Source organism: Shewanella colwelliana ATCC 39565, from assembly GCF_000518705.1.
GTDB classification, from domain to species: Bacteria; Pseudomonadota; Gammaproteobacteria; order Enterobacterales; family Shewanellaceae; genus Shewanella; species Shewanella colwelliana.
In genome coordinates, this window is record NZ_JAEC01000014.1 from 128,202 (window position 1) to 146,484 (window position 18,283).

15 protein-coding genes and 1 pseudogene are annotated in these 18,283 nt (G+C 43.7%); 11 read left to right on the forward strand and 5 right to left on the reverse strand.

Annotated elements, in window-relative coordinates:
* Positions 1-75 precede the first annotated feature (75 nt).
* Together dnaN and dnaA are read right to left on the reverse strand one after the other, a co-directional pair.
* Positions 76-1,176 (reverse strand): DNA polymerase III subunit beta, encoded by a 1,101-nt coding sequence (gene dnaN / locus L876_RS0108745; RefSeq protein ID WP_028763460.1) that lies wholly within the window; start codon positions 1,174-1,176, stop codon positions 76-78.
* 21 nt (positions 1,177-1,197) lie between these two features.
* On the reverse strand, positions 1,198-2,580 hold the full coding sequence (gene dnaA, locus L876_RS0108750) for a chromosomal replication initiator protein DnaA (protein WP_028763461.1): 1,383 nt from the start codon (positions 2,578-2,580) through the stop codon (positions 1,198-1,200).
* Positions 2,581-3,025: 445 nt separating this feature from the next.
* Here dnaA and rpmH point away from each other — a divergent pair, with 445 nt between their 5' ends.
* From rpmH to mnmE, 5 genes are all read left to right on the forward strand, one after another.
* The gene (gene rpmH, locus L876_RS0108755) at positions 3,026-3,163 is read left to right on the forward strand and encodes a 50S ribosomal protein L34 (protein WP_011867659.1); all 138 of its coding nucleotides are present in this window, start codon (positions 3,026-3,028) and stop codon (positions 3,161-3,163) included.
* 15 nt (positions 3,164-3,178) lie between these two features.
* The gene (rnpA, locus tag L876_RS0108760; protein ID WP_028763463.1) at positions 3,179-3,535 is read left to right on the forward strand and encodes a ribonuclease P protein component; all 357 of its coding nucleotides are present in this window, start codon (positions 3,179-3,181) and stop codon (positions 3,533-3,535) included.
* Positions 3,502-3,756 (forward strand): membrane protein insertion efficiency factor YidD, encoded by a 255-nt coding sequence (gene yidD, locus L876_RS22435; RefSeq protein WP_081730661.1) that lies wholly within the window; start codon positions 3,502-3,504, stop codon positions 3,754-3,756. Before rnpA ends, yidD begins: the two co-directional genes overlap by 34 nt.
* A 3-nt stretch (positions 3,757-3,759) precedes the next feature.
* Positions 3,760-5,388, forward strand: a complete 1,629-nt coding sequence (gene yidC / locus L876_RS0108765) for a membrane protein insertase YidC (RefSeq protein ID WP_028763464.1) — start codon at positions 3,760-3,762, stop codon at positions 5,386-5,388.
* A gap of 102 nt (positions 5,389-5,490) precedes the next feature.
* A complete protein-coding gene (gene mnmE / locus L876_RS0108770) occupies positions 5,491-6,852 on the forward strand; it encodes a tRNA uridine-5-carboxymethylaminomethyl(34) synthesis GTPase MnmE (protein ID WP_028763465.1) in 1,362 nt (453 codons plus the stop codon).
* A gap of 400 nt (positions 6,853-7,252) precedes the next feature.
* Here mnmE and L876_RS0108775 read toward each other — a convergent pair whose 3' ends face one another.
* Both L876_RS0108775 and L876_RS21415 read right to left on the reverse strand, forming a co-directional pair.
* A complete protein-coding gene (locus tag L876_RS0108775) occupies positions 7,253-9,760 on the reverse strand; it encodes a helicase-related protein (RefSeq protein WP_037428278.1) in 2,508 nt (835 codons plus the stop codon).
* Positions 9,761-9,885: 125 nt separating this feature from the next.
* Positions 9,886-10,596: a sulfotransferase family protein gene (locus L876_RS21415; protein WP_051413041.1), complete on the reverse strand. Its 711-nt coding sequence runs from the start codon at positions 10,594-10,596 to the stop codon at positions 9,886-9,888.
* A 318-nt stretch (positions 10,597-10,914) separates the two neighbouring features.
* Between L876_RS21415 and L876_RS21420 the strand changes: the two genes are divergently transcribed.
* Positions 10,915-11,490 (forward strand): HNH endonuclease, encoded by a 576-nt coding sequence (locus tag L876_RS21420; protein ID WP_156029393.1) that lies wholly within the window; start codon positions 10,915-10,917, stop codon positions 11,488-11,490.
* A gap of 215 nt (positions 11,491-11,705) precedes the next feature.
* Positions 11,706-12,347, forward strand: a complete 642-nt coding sequence (locus L876_RS0108790) for a LysE family translocator (RefSeq protein WP_028763467.1) — start codon at positions 11,706-11,708, stop codon at positions 12,345-12,347.
* Between the two features lie 112 nt (positions 12,348-12,459).
* Here L876_RS0108790 and L876_RS21425 read toward each other — a convergent pair.
* A pseudogene (locus L876_RS21425) lies at positions 12,460-13,441 on the reverse strand (nucleoside hydrolase).
* Positions 13,442-13,677: 236 nt separating this feature from the next.
* On the opposite strand from L876_RS21425, the gene ubiG reads away from it, so the two are divergent.
* The 4 genes from ubiG (at position 13,678) to rsmG (ending at position 18,243) form a co-directional block, all read left to right on the forward strand.
* On the forward strand, positions 13,678-14,442 hold the full coding sequence (gene ubiG / locus L876_RS0108800) for a bifunctional 2-polyprenyl-6-hydroxyphenol methylase/3-demethylubiquinol 3-O-methyltransferase UbiG (protein ID WP_028763468.1): 765 nt from the start codon (positions 13,678-13,680) through the stop codon (positions 14,440-14,442).
* A gap of 256 nt (positions 14,443-14,698) precedes the next feature.
* Entirely contained in the window at positions 14,699-15,139 is a 441-nt protein-coding gene (gene mioC / locus L876_RS0108805) for an FMN-binding protein MioC (RefSeq protein WP_028763469.1), read from the forward strand.
* A 483-nt stretch (positions 15,140-15,622) separates the two neighbouring features.
* Positions 15,623-17,512: a tRNA uridine-5-carboxymethylaminomethyl(34) synthesis enzyme MnmG gene (gene mnmG, locus L876_RS0108810; RefSeq protein WP_028763470.1), complete on the forward strand. Its 1,890-nt coding sequence runs from the start codon at positions 15,623-15,625 to the stop codon at positions 17,510-17,512.
* Positions 17,513-17,613: 101 nt separating this feature from the next.
* A complete protein-coding gene (gene rsmG, locus L876_RS0108815) occupies positions 17,614-18,243 on the forward strand; it encodes a 16S rRNA (guanine(527)-N(7))-methyltransferase RsmG (RefSeq protein WP_028763471.1) in 630 nt (209 codons plus the stop codon).
* Positions 18,244-18,283: the final 40 nt, after the last annotated feature.

Consider the following 18,283-nt stretch of genomic DNA (forward strand, 5'->3'; position numbering starts at 1 on the left):
TTAGTACTCAGTAGATCAGCCAAAGTCTTACAGCAAGCAACACAAACGCCACCTTAGGTGGCGCTGTATAATCTTCTATAGACGCATTGGCATAACCACATACATAGAATCTTCTTCGATATGGTTCTCTATCAAGGCGCTCGAGTTGCCATCGATAAGCGTGATACGCACATCATCAGAGGGGAGGTTATTCAACACATCCAATAGATAGCTGACGTTAAAGCCAATTTCTAGCGGTGTATTATCATATTCGATATCTAAGATCTCTTCCGCTTCTTCCTGTTCAGGGTTATTGGCAGTGATCTTAATTAAATTCTGTTCTAGCTGTACACGCACGCCACGGAACTTCTCATTAGAGAGAATAGAGGCACGCAGCAACGCTTGCTTTAGGTGGTTACGGCTAGCGATAACCACTTTATCACCACCTTTGGGTAATACACGGCGATAATCAGGGAAACGTCCATCAACCAGCTTACTGGTAAATACCGCACTCTGTGTGGTCGCCCTAATCGCGTTCTCGCCAATAGCGATAGTGACATCCAGATCTTCACCTTCAAAAAGGCGTTGCAGCTCAATAACACCCTTACGCGGTACAATGACCTGCTTCTCAGGTAGTGAGTCTTCTATCATTCGATGGCTAAGTGCCAAACGATGTCCATCGGTAGCAATCGCGCGAAGCACGTTACCTTCGGTCTCAAGCAACAAACCATTGAGATAGTAACGCACATCTTGGTTAGCCATAGAGAACTGCGTCGCATCGATCAACGACTTCAACGTACCCTGCTTGATGGTGAATTGAATATCAGCTTGGAACGCTTCAACGTTTGGATACTCTTCAGCGGGTAGTGTGGCTAAGGTAAAACGACTACGACCAGAACGTAACAACAGACGATTTTCCTGCTGCTCTATTTTAAGCTCTACTTGATCGGGAAGTGATTTTACAATGTCGAGAAATTTCTTAGCCGGAACTGTGGTTCGTCCCTCATGAACCTCACCTTCAAGCTGTGCCTGGCCAACCAATTCAACTTCTAAATCGGTGCCGGTCAACTTGAGTGAGTGACCACTTACTTCAACTAAAAGGTTAGCCAGAATAGGCAAGTTATGTCGTCTCTCCACCGCTCCACTAACAAGTTGAAGCGGCTTTAATAGGGCATCCCTATCAATTGAAAATTTCATCGGTTTCAATTTCCCAGATTTTTATGAAGATAACGTTCGGATCAAGTTAGCATAATCTTCTTTAATGTCATGACTTTCTTCACGCAACTGCGCAATTTTACGACACGCATGCAAAACGGTGGTGTGGTCACGACCCCCAAAGGCATCACCTATCTCAGGCAAGCTTTGGTTAGTAAGCTCTTTAGACAGTGCCATGGCCATCTGTCTTGGACGCGCCACACTGCGTGAGCGACGCTTAGATAACATATCAGCCATCTTGATCTTGTAATATTCAGCGACGGTTTTCTGAATATTGTCTATAGTGACCAATTTTTCTTGCAGAGCCAAGAGATCTCTTAACGCTTCGCGCACAAAATCAATGGTGATTGGGCGACCGGTAAAGTTAGCGTTAGCGATAACACGATTTAATGCGCCTTCTAACTCACGAACGTTGGATCTCAAACGCTTTGCAATAAAGAAAGCTACTTCATCTGGCAAGTTAATGCCACTCTCTTGCGCCTTACGCATCAAGATAGCAACACGGGTTTCTAATTCTGGTGGTTCGATAACAACCGTTAAGCCCCAACCAAAACGAGACTTAAGACGATCTTCAACGCCGTCGATCTCTTTAGGGTAACGATCCGATGTCAAAATGATCTGGTGGTTACCTTCCAGCAAGGCATTAAAGGTATGGAAAAACTCTTCTTGAGATCGGTCTTTATTCGCAAAGAACTGAATATCATCGATAAACAAGGCATCGACGCTACGGTAGTAACGCTTAAACTCCTCGATAGCATTGTTTTGCAGTGCTTTAACCATATCTTGCACAAAGCGTTCAGAGTGCATGTAAACCACTTTGGCATTAGGGTTGTTCTTAATAATGCCATTGCCCACAGCGTGCAATAAATGGGTTTTACCTAAACCGGTGCCACCATAAAGGAATAGTGGGTTATAAGCACCGCCAGGGTTTTCAGACACCTGCAACGCTGCAGCCTTACCTAACTGGTTAGATTTACCTTCTACGAAGTTATCAAACTGGTAAGTCGGGTTAATGTTACTTCTATGATTAGCGGTCGCCGCAGGTTCATTAGTATTAAAAGTTGGCTTACTCGGCGAACGACTGGCTGATGGGGGGCTTGGCATCCTTACCGACGCAGCTGGGGTCGCAGGTTTGCTCGCTGGGCGACTACCAATATCAAAACGCAACTTAGGTGCGTCACTACCCATCTGCTCGGTAAAAAACTGATTAATGGTATTAAGGTACTTGTCTCTAACCCAATCGAGAACGAATCGATTCGGTGCATATAATACTAGAGTATCCCCGTCCATTTCGGCTTGTAACGGTCTGATCCACATACTGAATTGCTGAGCTGAAAGCTCGTCTTGTAGTCGTCCGATACATTGCTGCCAAAGTGAAACCGCCACGTACTTATCCCCAAAATATCATACAAAAGAGGTGTATTCTATAGGGAGATCACGATGATCGCTATCCTTTAAATAGATTTATCCCCAGTAAGATCATCTTTATTTCTTTACGCCGATCCAGATCGATCTGAGCCGATCAAAATAATTGCAGAAACCTGCAAACTCAGCTTTATTAAGCGATCCAGATCGATCTATAATTAGCAACCTTCGATCAGCGCAATGAAGACTAGATCCACAAGATGTAGTGTCCATTCACAGAGTTATCCACACTAGATAGTGTATTGGGATAACTTGATAAGAAGTTTATTAGGCAGATTTTGCATCCTTATGAGTTTTGCTTGTTGACGGGCACAACTAAAGTGATTACAATTCGGCCTCTTTTTTGCCCTTACCTCTATTTTATGGAGAGTAAGGTTTATTCACCTAACAAAGACGGATTGCCATAATGAGTAAACGTACTTTTCAACCTAGCAACCTGAAGCGCAAGCGTTCTCACGGCTTCCGCGCTCGTATGGCTACTGTAGGTGGCCGTAAGGTCATCGCACGTCGTCGTGCAAAAGGTCGCGCTCGTCTTTCTGCTTAATAAGTAGAAATGCTAGTGACCAGCTATACCTTTACGCGGGAGTTACGTTTGTTAACTCCCGCGCAATTCAAATCTGTATTCTCTAAACCTATCAAAGCTTCTTCGGCTGAAATTACCTTACTTGCAATTCCTAACACTGAGCAGCATCCACGTATTGGATTAACTGTTGCAAAACGTTATGTAAAGAAAGCTAATCAGCGCAACAGAATTAAACGTATCATCCGCGACAACTTTCGTTTGCATCAGCACGAATTACCCCCGCTTGATATCGTCGTTCTTGTAAGAAATGGCGTATTGGATATGGACAATGCAGCACTCCACAAACTGGTAGAGAAGTTATGGCGCAAACTCAGTCGCCGTTACAATGGCTAGCTACCACGTTAATTCGTGGCTACCAAATCTTTATCAGCCCTATACTAGGGCCAAAGTGCCGTTTTCATCCCACGTGTTCATATTACGCAATAGAAGCAATTCGTTTGCATGGTTTTGTGAAAGGGAGTTGGTTTGCAGGGAAACGCGTATTAAAATGTCACCCTTTACATCCGGGCGGAGAAGATCCCGTCCCCCCAAAAAATAACAGGTGTAATAAATAGGCTATGGAATCACAACGCAATATATTGCTTATCGGTCTGCTTTTTGTCAGCTTTTTGCTGTGGCAGCAATGGCAAACAGATAAAAACCCGCAACCCGTTGCAACTCAATCTTCAGTAGTTGCTTCGACTGCCCCAGAATCACACGGTAGTGACGTTCCTGACGCTGATGCAGGGCTTCCTGAAGCCGTTGTCGCCTCTAAAGAACTTATTACTGTAACCACTGACCAATTAGTCCTAAAGATTAACCCAGTTGGTGGTGACATTGTTTACTCGGCATTGGTATCGCATAAGCTTGAACTCGATAAAGACGAACCTTTCGTGCTTCTTGAGCAAACTAACGATATCTACTATATCGCCCAAAGTGGTTTGATTGGTCGCAATGGTATAGACAGCAGTGCTAAAGGCCGTGCTCATTTTTCTAGTCAGTCACAGCAATACACTTTAGCTGAAGGCAAAGATACCCTAGAAGTGCCACTTACCTATGTGGCAGACAATGGCGTTACTTACACCAAAGTCTTTGTACTACACCGTGGCAAGTTCAACATAGATGTAGACTACCGTATTAACAATACATCGTCTGAACAGCTTCAAGTGCAGATGTATGGCCAAATCAAGCACAGCATCAAAAAAAGCGAAAGCAGCATGATGATGCCGACTTACCGTGGCTCAGCATTCTCAACACAAGATACGCGCTACGAAAAGTACAGCTTTGAAGATATGGCTGACAAAAACCTAGACAAGAAAACACTGGGTGGTTGGGCTGCAATGCTACAACACTACTTTGTTTCTGCTTGGGTACCACCAGCAAACGATCAAAACACTATCTTCTCTAGCATCAGTGCTGGTGGGTTAGCTAACATAGGTTTCCGCGGCGCGGTATACGATATTGCCCCAGGTGCAAACCAAACCATCAATGCTCAGTTCTATGTTGGTCCTAAGGATCAAGCAGCACTGTCTGAAATCTCTGAATCACTCAACTTAGTGGTCGACTATGGTTTCTTATGGTGGTTAGCAGTACCTATCTACAAACTATTGATGATCTTCCAATCACTAGTAGGTAACTGGGGTGCAGCGATTATTCTTATCACACTAACCGTACGTGGTTTGTTGTACCCGCTGACTAAAGCACAATACACCTCTATGGCTAAGATGCGTAACCTGCAGCCTAAGCTTGCAGAGATGAAAGAGCGCTTTGGTGACGACCGTCAGAAGATGGGCCAAGCCATGATGGAGCTGTATAAGAAAGAGAAAGTTAACCCTATGGGTGGCTGTCTTCCTATCTTGCTACAGATGCCAATCTTCATTGCGCTTTACTGGGTACTGCTAGAAAGCGTTGAATTACGCCACGCACCGTTTATGCTTTGGATTACTGACTTGTCAGTACAAGATCCTTACTACGTGATGCCAATCCTAATGGGTATCTCGATGTTCTTGATGCAGAAAATGCAGCCAATGGCACCTACGATGGACCCAATGCAAGTGAAGATGATGCAGTGGATGCCTGTGGTATTTACCGTGTTCTTCCTGTGGTTCCCAGCGGGTCTAGTACTTTACTGGTTAGTCGGTAACTTGGTAGCGATTACACAGCAGAAGATCATCTATGCTGGTTTGGAGAAAAAAGGGTTAAAATAACCTTTAGTTCCAACTGATAAAAGCGGCTGGATACCTTAGGTATTAGCCGCTTTTCTCTTTTATGAAACACCTTATTTTGTCAATTTTATAGGAATCACAGTAATGACAACTGATACGATTGTGGCACAAGCAACCGCGCCCGGACGCGGCGGTGTGGGTATCATCCGTATCTCTGGCGACAAAGCCAGTGACGTCGCCATGTCTGTTTTAGGACATCTACCTAAAACCCGCTACGCCGATTACTGTGATTTTAAAGCCACCGATGGTGAAGTGATTGACCAAGGCATTGCGCTTTACTTTAAAGGCCCTAACTCCTTTACTGGTGAAGATGTACTTGAGCTTCAAGGTCACGGTGGCCAAATCGTTCTAGATATGTTGATTAAACGGGTCATGGAAGTGAGCGGTGTCCGTATTGCCAAGCCAGGTGAGTTTAGTGAGCAAGCGTTTATGAACGATAAGCTCGACTTAACCCAAGCTGAGGCCATTGCTGACTTAATTGATGCGACCAGTGAACAAGCGGCTAAAAGCGCCTTAAACTCAATGCAGGGGGAATTTTCAACCCAAGTACACGAGCTAGTTGAGCAAGTGACTAACCTGCGTCTGTATGTTGAGGCCGCCATCGACTTCCCAGATGAAGAGGTCGACTTTCTATCCGACGGCAAAATAGCCAACGCACTCTATAACATCATCAGCAAGCTTGATCATGTGCAAGTAAGTGCCAAGCAGGGTGCAATTATTCGCGAAGGGATGAAAGTCGTCATTGCAGGCCGTCCCAATGCGGGTAAATCAAGTCTACTTAACGCCTTGGCAGGCAAAGAGTCTGCCATTGTGACAGAAATAGCAGGTACTACACGTGATGTATTGCGTGAACACATTCATCTTGATGGTATGCCGCTGCACATTATCGATACCGCAGGTTTGCGTGACACCACAGATACCGTTGAGTTAATCGGTATTGAGCGTGCGTGGGCTGAAATCGACACCGCCGACCAAGTATTGTTTATGGTTGATGGCACCACAACAGATGCCGTAGACCCTCATGACATCTGGCCAGACTTTATTGAGCGCTTACCCAAAAACTTAGGAATTACCGTGGTACGCAACAAAGCCGACTTAACCGGAGAATCACTTGATACAACCCAGGAACTTGGCCATAAAGTATTCCGTTTGTCCGCCAAAACAGGCTTAGGCGTTGAAGAACTCAAAGCACACCTAAAATCACTCATGGGTTATCAAAGTAACCTTGAAGGTGGCTTTATTGCCCGTAGACGCCATTTAGAGGCTTTAGAGCTTGCGACAAGTCACCTGATGCTAGGAAAAGAGCAGTTAGAGGTTTATGAAGCCGGTGAGTTACTCGCAGAAGAGTTACGCATGTGCCAAATGGCCCTGTCTGAAATTACTGGAAAATTCACGTCTGATGATCTGCTGGGAAAAATATTTAGCTCATTCTGTATAGGTAAATAGTCAAAAATAACCGTTCCAAATTAGGGCTTCTAAAAGCTATTCAAACGCACCAAAATAGATGCCCTTAAATATCCCGCAACCACAGGCCCTGCGGCACGACAATCGCTCATAATTCAAACAAAAAACAGTCGATCGTATTAAGATCTTGATGCATTTTGGTGCATAAATACCCAAGATCTTGATCAAATTAATCAACAGAGATATCAACAAGTAATTAAAACACTGATCTTATCCACTAAAAAACAACCAAAACGATATATCTATATGTTTTTTAATTGTTTTTTAAATTTATATATCACTACAGCCTTTTGCATCACGATCCAGTTTTAGATCAAATCAAAAAAGTTATACTCAGCAACTTGGATAACTTTTTTAGCTCGATCTACGCCAGATCTAGGTTTCATTTAACGTCAACGACACGACTGGCTTTTTTATACTGTATTTTCCAGCCCTGCCAGCGCGGTAATTCCCACCGTTTTGGACCTGTTTTTCGCTGTCCCCCGCCATACTCAAGCAGGACAAATTTTCGCTTAGGAAAGTAGCTCACATTCAGCCTAAGATCGGCCAACACCACTTCAACAGGATAATGCTGATCAAACTCCGCTCGCTGCCAGCTTGGTACACCATTAAACAGTAGATCCTCAGCATCAATCAGCGCAAGATCATCAAAGGTTTCTACTCCCAATGCCAACAGCCGCTCTTCAAGATAGCGATGTAATGCCAAAGGTTGGTCAAAATCAGCCACATCACCAACTAACGGATCTTGATGCTTGCCCAATGCCAGCCAAATATTCCATGCAGCAATATCTCTTGTCAGTTGTAGGCTAAGCCCCTTGAAACTGCGCCCTTCACAAATGCTGCGTACAATCGCTTCAATAGCTTGCTCACCCGAAACTTGCTTACGATAGGTAGCAATAATACGTCCGGCATAGACACGCTCAATCAACACCGCCGCATCATCAGCCTGCTCTTTATTACTTGCTAATCTTTCCTCACCCAATTTCGCGTCCAGTAACGTATCAACCGAAACTGGCACCATGCAGGTAGCTAAATTCAATGTCTGTTTTGCGCCTCGTCCTGCTATAGCAAATTGATCGAACACCACGGCAGCAGTGGGTAATACCTGTTTATCTATGGCAATGTCAAAACGAGAGTCCCGCGCAATTTGCACCTCGCTAAAGCCATTCCCCAATGCTTGCGGGCGTTTTTCTCGGCGTATAAATGCCAATGAAGGCAACGCATCAATCGCTGCTAAGCACCAACGCTGCCTTAATGTACTGTCGGATAACTCATTTACATGACTGCTGGGTAAATTGAGCACCTCTCTTATCTGCTTAGCCAACATACGAGCCTCCTTGAGCAAGCTAATATTTGCGTCGGTGAGCGATAGCCACTCTGGCGCCGCACCACGCAACAGCTTAATCATTAAATAGCCATCACAACCAAAGGGTTCCCATAACCCAAGTTGTTGCAGGCCAAACTCATCGCTAGGCAATGTATAAACCTGACCCGGTACGGTTAAAGCGGCAGCTAAATCAACCATCAAACCCTTGCAGGTATCATCTGGCATAGCACTAATTAAGTGGGCAAATTGGGTATCTATGGGGAGTGGGAATAGCTTTCTACCATGAGTAGTAACTTGCCCAGCGTTATCAATCGCTGTCATCGACAATAATTGCTGTGTCGCCTTAGTTAACGACTTCTCAGGTAATTGATCGACAAAAGGCAGTCTTGACAACAGATAACCGCTGCAAGCAGCCGCAAGCATTGGCTCCACCAACTCCTCTCTTTGCAATTCTGGCGGAGTTATCGCCTCGAGCGGTGCGCCTTTGCCCCATAAACGAATACAGATCCCGGCTTGTACCCGCCCCGCTCTACCAAGCCGTTGTTCGCTGCTGGCTTTTGAGATTCGTGCTAACGACAACACAGTACGGCCATTCCGTTGATGTGTGCGGCGCTCAAGGCCCGAGTCAACCACGGCTGTCACCCCGGGAATCGTCAACGAGGTTTCAGCCACATTGGTGGCAAAGATCACCCGTTGATGCAAAGTCTCAGATAATATTGCTTGTTGCTGTTTAGCATCGATACCACCATGTAATCCCAGTAGTTCAAGGGATTCATGCTTGGCTAATAAACTATGGCAGGTCTGCAGACAAAGTTGGATCTCCCGCTTACCCGGTAAAAACACCAAGATGTCACCCCTGGTTTCCGCGAGTAGCGTTTCCACAGCATATTTTACGTTTTTATCAATATCACGCACATCGGCAAGATGATGACTCTCTGCAGATTGGTACCTTAGTTCCACGTGAAACCTTCGCCCTTCGGCTTGTAATCTGGCAGCTTTATTTCCATATTTATCAGTTAAATAGTTAGCTAAACGCTCGCCGTCAATGGTAGCAGAGGTGATAACTAAACGATGCTTGTCAGCGCTTTTAAGCAATGCCAACAGCAGATCAGTGTCCCAGCGACGCTCATGAAACTCATCGATAATAATGGTATCAAAACAGACTAACCCAGCTTTATCCCCCAACTCATTGTTGTCAGTACCTTCGGCATTAGCAGAGAGCCAGCGCAATGCAATACCGGGCGTTACAAAAGCAATATCCGTCTGTTCATTCACCGTAGAGTCAAAGCGAATAGCATAACCAACCTGCAAGAGAGTCTGTTTGGCGACAAAGTCGGCCAGAGCTAAACAGGCCACCCGCCTAGGCTCTATCACCAACACCCGCTTAGCCTTTCCCTCTGTATTAGCCTCAGTACACCAAAGCGGTAAACGAGTCGATTTACCCGAACCAGTGTCAGACTCCACCACCATGTGATGATGCTCAATCGCTAACTTAAACTCTTTATAAAGTTTATCTATCGGCAAAGTGGGCAAAGAAAATGCAGAGTCTGAAGAGTTAGGCATGATTAGCGACAATGATTAGTAATGGGTACAATGATAACGCGCCAATAGATAAATGGGGCAACTTTAACCGCTAAGCTTCAACTTTCACACTAGAGCCATTACAGATTCAACAGCAAGGCTTGTAATCAAGGTAGCTTGTAAGCAAAGTACTTGCGTTTATCTGGCCCACTGGCATTAGTGCTAACTTTGTTAGGGTGCTTATACTCATCCCAACTCGCCACATTACGACCACGATTAAGGTGCGGAAACCCCTCTCCTTCACTGCAACTGTGTATGGGATTATCTATGGACCGTTCGCCACTGAGGTTTAAATCGCGGGCTAAAAACTGACGCAATTGAGACAAACTATCAGGCTCGCTAATATCGATACCGATAAAGTTATTTATGTTAGATTGTTTAAAATAATCAATTACTTGTTTTTTATGGCTAAGGTAACTACGCACTAAATGTTCGGCATCCAAAGGATTATCAATGCCGTTCACATCAAAACTATGGTTAAAACTTCGTTTTAATATTGGATGAAACTTGCCAGTCTTATTATCTAAATGCACCATCATGCGGCTAAGTAGCATCTGCATCGATGGCACCCAAGCATCTAAGGCCCGCTCCAGATAAACAAATTTGGCATTGGGATAGAGCTGATGTAATTGCTTATAATCACTAAAGCATGGCGCATCAGACACCACATCTGCCAACTCAAACGCCTGCTTAGTAAATGCCTGATGCGCCACCTTATAGCCCATCTCTAACAAAGCCACACTGACACTCGTTGTCCCAGTTCTTGGCAGGCCGATGATGAAGATTTTGTGACTATTACAATCAAACTTAGTGATCAATTTCTACTGTATCTAATAAATTAAAGTAATAAAATAAAGGGATACTAACAGGGTTAACACTCAGTAAATTAATAGATAGTATATATTAATCAACAAAATAATCGGCTATCTTTGATGATAACCAAAAATCCTAATGAGAAGTAATAATGACAGAACGTCGCCCATGGTCACGGAATGACTTACTGGTAGCATTCTATCTCTATAATAAAACATCATTTGGAAAAATCAGCGCTCGAAATCCAGAGATAATAAAAGTATCTAACCTTTTAAATCGAACTCCTTCTTCTCTATCAATGAAAATGGCCAATATAGCCAGTTGTGATCCAAGAGTCTGGCCGCAATGGACTAAAAGGAGCATCGAAAGCTGACAAGGATATGTGGGCAGAGATGTCTACCGATTGGGAAAATTTTTATATCACAAGTGTTGAAGCATTCCTTACTATCGCCAATAAACATGAAGAAAGTGAATCAACAGATAGCAACTTCATCGGCCGCGAAAGATTAGTTCAATCAAAGGCCCGTATCGGACAAAACCAATTCCGCCAGATAATACTGAGTTCTTATAATGATAAATGCTGTATTACAGATTTGAGTATTCCTAATTTATTGGTCGCGAGCCACATTATGCCTTGGAGTGCTAAGCCAAGTGAACGATTGAATCCGTGTAATGGATTGTGCCTATCGAGTATTCATGACAGTGCTTTTGACCAAGGTCTGCTCACACTCAACTCAAATCTAGAAGTCGTGTTATCGAGCAAACTACTACATCAAAATAATCCATTTGTGGATTACTCCTTTAAACAATACGAGGGAAAATCTATTACCCTTCCAACTAAATTTATTCCAAAAGAAGAGTTCTTAGCCCATCACCGCATAGAGATATTTCAGCAATAACAACGGATCAATAAGCCCATATACATTGACCAACTCACAGATGTTTAGCATAAATAAATGAGTAACGTTATCAATTAACTGCACCGTTCGCTAACACCGTAAACCTACCCTGCCAGTATTTAACGGTTTTAAACACCACTTCACTTTCATTTCTAATCGATCGCTGTAAAATCCGCGCCTTGTTTTAATCTCAAACCTTAAGCAGCCTATTTTTGATGATCGATCTCAATCTACTGCCACTCTATTTAACCAGTGTTATCGCCCTGCTCTTTATTCCTGGTCCGGATATGTTGCTGATCGCCAGCTCTAGCCTGAGTTATGGTAAGAAAGTCGGTGTCTATGCCAGTTTTGGCAATGCGACATCGGGACTTATTTTGACATTGCTGGCGGCAATGGGCGTTTCTGCACTCATAGCGGTTAATCCATTAGCTTTAGAACTACTTCGTATATTAGGTGCCGCTTACTTATTGAAGATGGGATGGGATTGTATTCGCGCCAGTGCAGCCGACGCGCCGCAAATAGAGCAAAATAACAATCTTGCTAAGCTACTCTATCGCCGCGCGGTAATGAGTAATCTACTCAACCCTAAAGCATTGATCTTTTTTGTACTGTTTCTACCGCAATTTGTCTCGACTCAACTAAATGCCAGCTCGGGTGAGCAGATGCTAGCATTAGGACTGCTGTTAAACGTAATGGGATTACTGTTTAACCTATTGCTGGTGGCTATGGTTGGGACGTTAGGTAAACCATTATTAAATAATGAAAAGTTTAGAACATATCAAAACAAATTTATGGGCGTTATCTTTTTTGCCTTAGCGCTATGGCTATTGGCCTCACAAGTACAAAGCATTAACTAGTACCTAACACTGATAGTAAAGTCAGCACTAAAAAGAGTGCAAAAATGGCTACAGAAAATGTTCTTCGTAGCCATATTCAATCCAACCTATTCCTAGCATACAGCACTGATATTCAGAACTTTTCTTTATCTGCACCATATTCAACAATGGTGTCTCGATATAGTTTAAGTAGGACTTGATCTTTTACCGCTACACCGATCCGTTGATGCGCATTATCTTGCCAGTCATCATGCAAGTATTTTCGACCATCATACTTTTGCATTGTGTGCCCTTCTGCTGGGCCATCAGTCACTACCCGTATAGGCCCTTCACGCAGGGTAAACAGTGTCGGATCGATAACATAGGCGATTGCCGATGGATCATGCACATGGCAACCCTCTAGTCCCACCTTTTCGGAGTAGAACTTAAGGTAATAACGGCTAATATCCCAGATGAATTGACCCACTTCGCCCGCATCATCACGCAATTGATCTAAATATTCACGGGTAAAGAAGCTCTCTTCGGTAACATCTAAACCAATGACCACCACTGGCCATGATGCGGTAAATACCTTGTCTGCGGCATGGGGATCGTCATGAATATTGGCCTCAGCATACGGAGTGACATTGCCACGATGACCGTTAACACCAAATGCCCCCCCCCATCACTACCACCTCTTTAACAAGAGAGACGATTTCGGGTTCAGCCTCTAAAGCCAATGCCAAGTTAGTCAGTGGCCCCACTGCGACTAAAGTAATTTCACCAGGTTCAGCGTTAACCGCATCGATAATATATTGGTACGCTGGACGGGGGTCGGCTTGAGCGGTTAATGCCTTTGGCGCATGCACATCACCAAAACCCGTTTCACCATGTACCACTACGGTTGGGCCCACTGGAGGCCGAACGATTGGTTTGGCCGCACCTTTAGCCACATCAGCACTGAAACCATATTTTTGTTTTAAAAATAATGCATTATGTGTCGCGTTATCAATGGTGGCATTGCCATATACCGTAGTAATCGCCTTAAGTTCAATCGCTGGGTGCGCCTGGGCAAACAGTATTGCCATGGCATCATCAATCCCAGGATCTGTATCGAGTATTATTTTATTTATCATTATCTAATGTCTCGCAGTCGCTCAATAAATGGGAAAAATCTGTAGCCCAAGATACCTCTAGTTTGCCAAAACTTATGTGATAATGCTTTTATCCGTGATGATCAAACCAATAAAAATCGCACTTTTACCTATATATAGCCAAAACCCTCATTGAGCTATACCCACCTCAAATGTGACCCAAAAACCGTAGCTATTACGTATATACTCAATTAATCGCCCAGTAGACACTCATTTTGATGTTAGATAAAAGCCAACTTAGTCCAACAATTAAACCACTCAATCAACAAGCTGAGATTGAAAAGTTTGATGCACTAGCCGCTGAATGGCGCGATCCCAACGGCAAATTCAAACATGTTTTGGCCTTTAATCAAACACGTTTAACCGCCATTGAAAACGCCATTGCACAGCATTTTAAGCGCGATCTTAATCAAGACATTCCCTTTCAGGGACTGAGGATCTTAGATATTGGGTGCGGTGTAGGCCTACTATGTGAACCCTTAGCAAGCCAAGGCGCTGACGTAACTGGTATCGATGCCAGTGCTTACAACATTCGCTTGGCGCAGCAACATGCAAATAACTGGTCTATAAAAGTTGAATATAAACATTGCCTTGCAGATGATTTACTCAATACTGAGCAAGAGTATGATGTGATTTTAAATACAGAGGTTATTGAGCATGTTGAAGATAAGCATCAGCTGATAGAGATCTGTTGTGATGCCTTGGCACCGGGCGGACTATTAGTCATGGCCACGCTGAACCGTACCGTTAAATCTTACTTAATCGCCATTATTGGTGCTGAATATGTGATGGGTTATCTGCCAAAGGGAACCCATGAATGGCAGCACTTTGTTAAACCACAAGAGATAAGCCAGCAGCTCAATGCTAAAGGTCTAAACACTTTATCGGTTGAAGGAGTTAAATTTAATCCATTAATAAACAAGTGGAAAATAACAAAAGAAACAAGCGTTAACTATCTGCTTTATGCAGAAAAACCTACCTAAATACAGCCCAGCTATTTACCATACAGCCGTTAAATCGCAGGCTATAACGTGGGCAAATTGGCTTTTAAATGCCTTATATATAGCTAAAGCGGTTTTGTAGGCATGTCGACAGTTCCAGTAAAGCAACAAGACCACAAACACTTTTTACCTTATGATTGGGCCATTATCTCATCGACTTTTTGCAATATTGATCCACTAAGATCGCATTTAGCAATGTAAAGATGAGCAATTAACTCCCCCAAATTTAGGAAATCAGATGGCAAAAATAGAACTTATAGTCGGTACCACCTTGGGCAGTGCCGAGTATGTTGCCGATGAATTAGCGGCACAATTAGAGGCTGGTGACCATGAAACTCAGGTTCATTTAACTCCTGAATTGAGTGATATTGACCCTAAAAGCTTGTGGCTAATCGTCTCTTCAACCCATGGTGCTGGCGATCTACCAGACAATATCCAGCCATTTTTTGAAGAAATAGAGGCGAAAAAGCCCGATCTCAGCCGTACCAAATTTGCCTTATGTGCGATCGGTGATTCAAGTTACGACACTTTCTGCCAAGGCCCAGAAAAATTAGTTGAAGCGATAGAAAACTGCGGTGCACAAGTCTATGTGGATAAGATCCAGATCGATGTGCAATACGATCCAATCCCTGAAGAACCCGCCCAAGCTTGGTTATCGAGCTGGCAAGATCTACTTTAACGATCTATTTAAGGTATAACCCTCTTAACAACCCACAGATTAGATCTACTTTATCCACATATTACGATCTTAAATGATAAATATGTGGATAAGCTATTATTTGATCATGATCTAACTCTGTATTATTCACTGTCCGATCCGACCAAAGATCCACCTTGTGGATAAGTAGGCGATCTATCCCCAAGCTTATGCCAATAAGATCGCCAACAGATCACAGGATCAGGATCGTGCTAACTATTGATTCTAATAATGAATTAGAGTTATCCACCGAAAACAGCGATCCTAATAGTAAACATAATAAAGGATCTATATAAAGATCTTAAGATCTATTAAGCAGATCCACTTGAGATCGAAAGGCCTAAATTGATCTTTCACCAAAGGTCTTCCAAGTGCTAAAATACTCGGCTACTCGATGAGTAATTGATCGATAGCTAAATCAATTTCTACTTTTAACTTTGATACGGTTTTATTTAAGGTACTGTGATGCATTTTCATGAGCGGTTTGATGTAATTGTTGTTGGTGGTGGTCATGCCGGAACCGAAGCAGCATTGGCATCTGCTAGAATGGGGTCAAAAACACTGTTGTTGACCCACAACATAGATACCTTAGGACAGATGTCCTGTAATCCCGCTATTGGTGGTATTGGTAAAGGCCATTTGGTCAAAGAGATTGATGCCTTAGGCGGTGCTATGGCGATTGCAACTGACCATGCAGGTATTCAGTTTAGAACGCTTAATTCAAGCAAAGGGCCAGCGGTTAGAGCGACACGTGCACAAGCCGATCGTGCGTTATATCGTGCTAAGATCCAGCAGATTTTACAAAACCAGCCTAATTTACGACTTTTCCAGCAGTCTGTAGACGATCTGATTGTTGAAAACGATCGTGTTATTGGGGTTGTTACCCAAATGGGACTCGCCTTCGAGGCTCCTGCAATCGTGCTAACCGCAGGCACTTTCCTCAGTGGTAAGATCCATATTGGTTTAGAAAATTACAGCGGTGGACGCGCAGGTGATCCACCATCTATCTCATTGGCACAACGATTACATGAATTACCTATTCGAGTTGGTCGTTTAAAAACGGGCACTCCACCACGTATTGATGCCAATACAATTAATTTTGATCTGATGACTGAGCAAAAAGGTGATGATCCATTGCCTGTGATGTCATTTATCGGTGATGTCAAAGACCATCCGCGTCAGGTGAGCTGTTTTGTCACCCATACGAACGAGCGTACCCACGATATTATTCGTGGTGGACTCGACAGAAGCCCTATGTACTCAGGGGTCATTGAAGGGATCGGTCCACGATACTGTCCATCGATTGAAGATAAGATTAATCGTTTTGCTGATAAGTCTTCACACCAAATTTTTATTGAACCTGAAGGGCTTAATACCAATGAGATCTACCCTAATGGTATCTCTACCAGTTTACCTTTCGATGTGCAGTTAAACTTAGTCCGTTCTATTCAAGGTATGGAAAACGCAGAGATTATTCGTCCTGGTTACGCGATTGAATATGACTATTTCGATCCTCGCGATCTTAAAAATTCTTTAGAAACCAAAGCTATTAGCGGTTTATTCTTTGCCGGACAAATTAACGGTACTACGGGTTATGAAGAAGCGGGTGCCCAAGGCTTACTTGCGGGGATGAATGCTTCCCTGCAAGTGCAAGGCAAAGATGCTTGGTCTCCTCGTCGTGATGAAGCCTATTTAGGCGTGTTGGTCGATGATCTGTCGACGCTAGGCACCAAAGAACCCTACCGTATGTTCACTAGCCGTGCTGAATACCGTCTACTGCTCCGTGAAGACAATGCCGATCTGCGTTTAACCGAGAAAGGCCGTGAGGTTGGTTTGGTTGACGATGAGCGCTGGGCGAAATTTAATGCTAAGCGTGAAGCCATTGAGCTTGAGTTGCAGCGGTTGCGTAGTCATTGGGTGCACCCAAATTCACCATTGGTCGATGAACTTAATCCACATCTCAATACGCCTATTACTCGTGAGGCTACCTTCGAAGAGTTATTGCGTCGCCCAGAACTCGATTATCCCAAACTGATGGGGATCGAAGGCTTTGGCCCGGCGATTAAGGATCAACGCGCTGCCGAGCAGGTGCAGATTCAGGTTAAGTACTCAGGTTATATTCAGCGTCAGCAAGATGAGATCGACAAAGCGATTCGTCATGAAAAAACCTTAATGCCACAAAATCTTGATTATCAAGAAGTGCCAGGTTTATCAAACGAAGTGATCGCCAAATTGAATGATCATAAGCCTGAGACCATAGGTCAGGCATCGCGGATCTCTGGGATCACTCCTGCTGCGATCTCAATACTGCTTGTTCACCTTAAAAAGCGTGGCTTGTTAAGAAAGAGCGCCTAATCACAGGTTTTATCTATTTTTAACTCAGATGGGAGGTCTTTGGACTTCCCATCTGCGCCTCTCAGCTTCATAATATCCGATTGTTTACCGAGGATACGTCTGTGTTATCAGCCCAACTAGATACCTATTTGGCCGAAATTGATTTAGCGGCTACCCCAGAGCAAAAGCAACAGTTGCTCGATTTTGTCGCCATGTTAGCTAAGTGGAACAAGGCTTATAACCTCACATCGGTAAGAGATCCTGAGCAGATGTTGATCCGTCACATCATGGATAGCCTAGCTGCAAGCAAGCATTTAGTGGGCGAACGCTTTATTGATGTTGGTACTGGACCTGGATTGCCTGGTATTCCATTGGCCATCATGAACCCTGATAAAACCTTTGTGCTGCTTGATAGTTTAGGTAAACGGATTCGTTTTCAAAAGCAGGTTCAGTTTGAACTTGGGATCAATAATATCAGCTCTGTTGAAAGCCGTGTTGAAGCCTATCAACCTGAAGAGTTATTTGATGGTGTACTCAGCCGCGCATTTGCATCGATTCAAGATATGCTGCATTGGTGTCATCATCTGCCAAAAGAGAGCGGTTGTTTTTATGCATTGAAAGGTCAGTTAAGTGATGAAGAGATGGCGCACTTGCCTCACGGATTTGCCGTTACTGATGTGTTCCAATTACATGTACCTCGTCTCGATGAACAGCGCCATTTGTTAAGAGTGGTCAAAAACTCAGCGGTATAAGTCGCTTTTGAGTTGCATTATTTAACCAGTTCAAGCAATT

Bases quoted from the DNA above. Each gene is read 5' to 3' on its own strand.
- yidD (WP_081730661.1), top strand. From the start codon at position 3,502: ATGGCGCAAACTCAGTCGCCGTTACAATGGCTAGCTACCACGTTAATT.
- rpmH (WP_011867659.1), top strand. From the start codon at position 3,026: ATGAGTAAACGTACTTTTCAACCTAGCAACCTGAAGCGCAAGCGTTCT.
- L876_RS0108790 (WP_028763467.1), top strand. From the start codon at position 11,706: ATGATCGATCTCAATCTACTGCCACTCTATTTAACCAGTGTTATCGCC.
- yidC (WP_028763464.1), top strand. From the start codon at position 3,760: ATGGAATCACAACGCAATATATTGCTTATCGGTCTGCTTTTTGTCAGC.
- dnaN (WP_028763460.1), bottom strand. From the start codon at position 1,176: ATGAAATTTTCAATTGATAGGGATGCCCTATTAAAGCCGCTTCAACTT.
- mnmE (WP_028763465.1), top strand. From the start codon at position 5,491: ATGACAACTGATACGATTGTGGCACAAGCAACCGCGCCCGGACGCGGC.
- L876_RS0108775 (WP_037428278.1), bottom strand. From the start codon at position 9,760: ATGCCTAACTCTTCAGACTCTGCATTTTCTTTGCCCACTTTGCCGATA.
- mioC (WP_028763469.1), top strand. From the start codon at position 14,699: ATGGCAAAAATAGAACTTATAGTCGGTACCACCTTGGGCAGTGCCGAG.
- ubiG (WP_028763468.1), top strand. From the start codon at position 13,678: ATGTTAGATAAAAGCCAACTTAGTCCAACAATTAAACCACTCAATCAA.
- mnmG (WP_028763470.1), top strand. From the start codon at position 15,623: ATGCATTTTCATGAGCGGTTTGATGTAATTGTTGTTGGTGGTGGTCAT.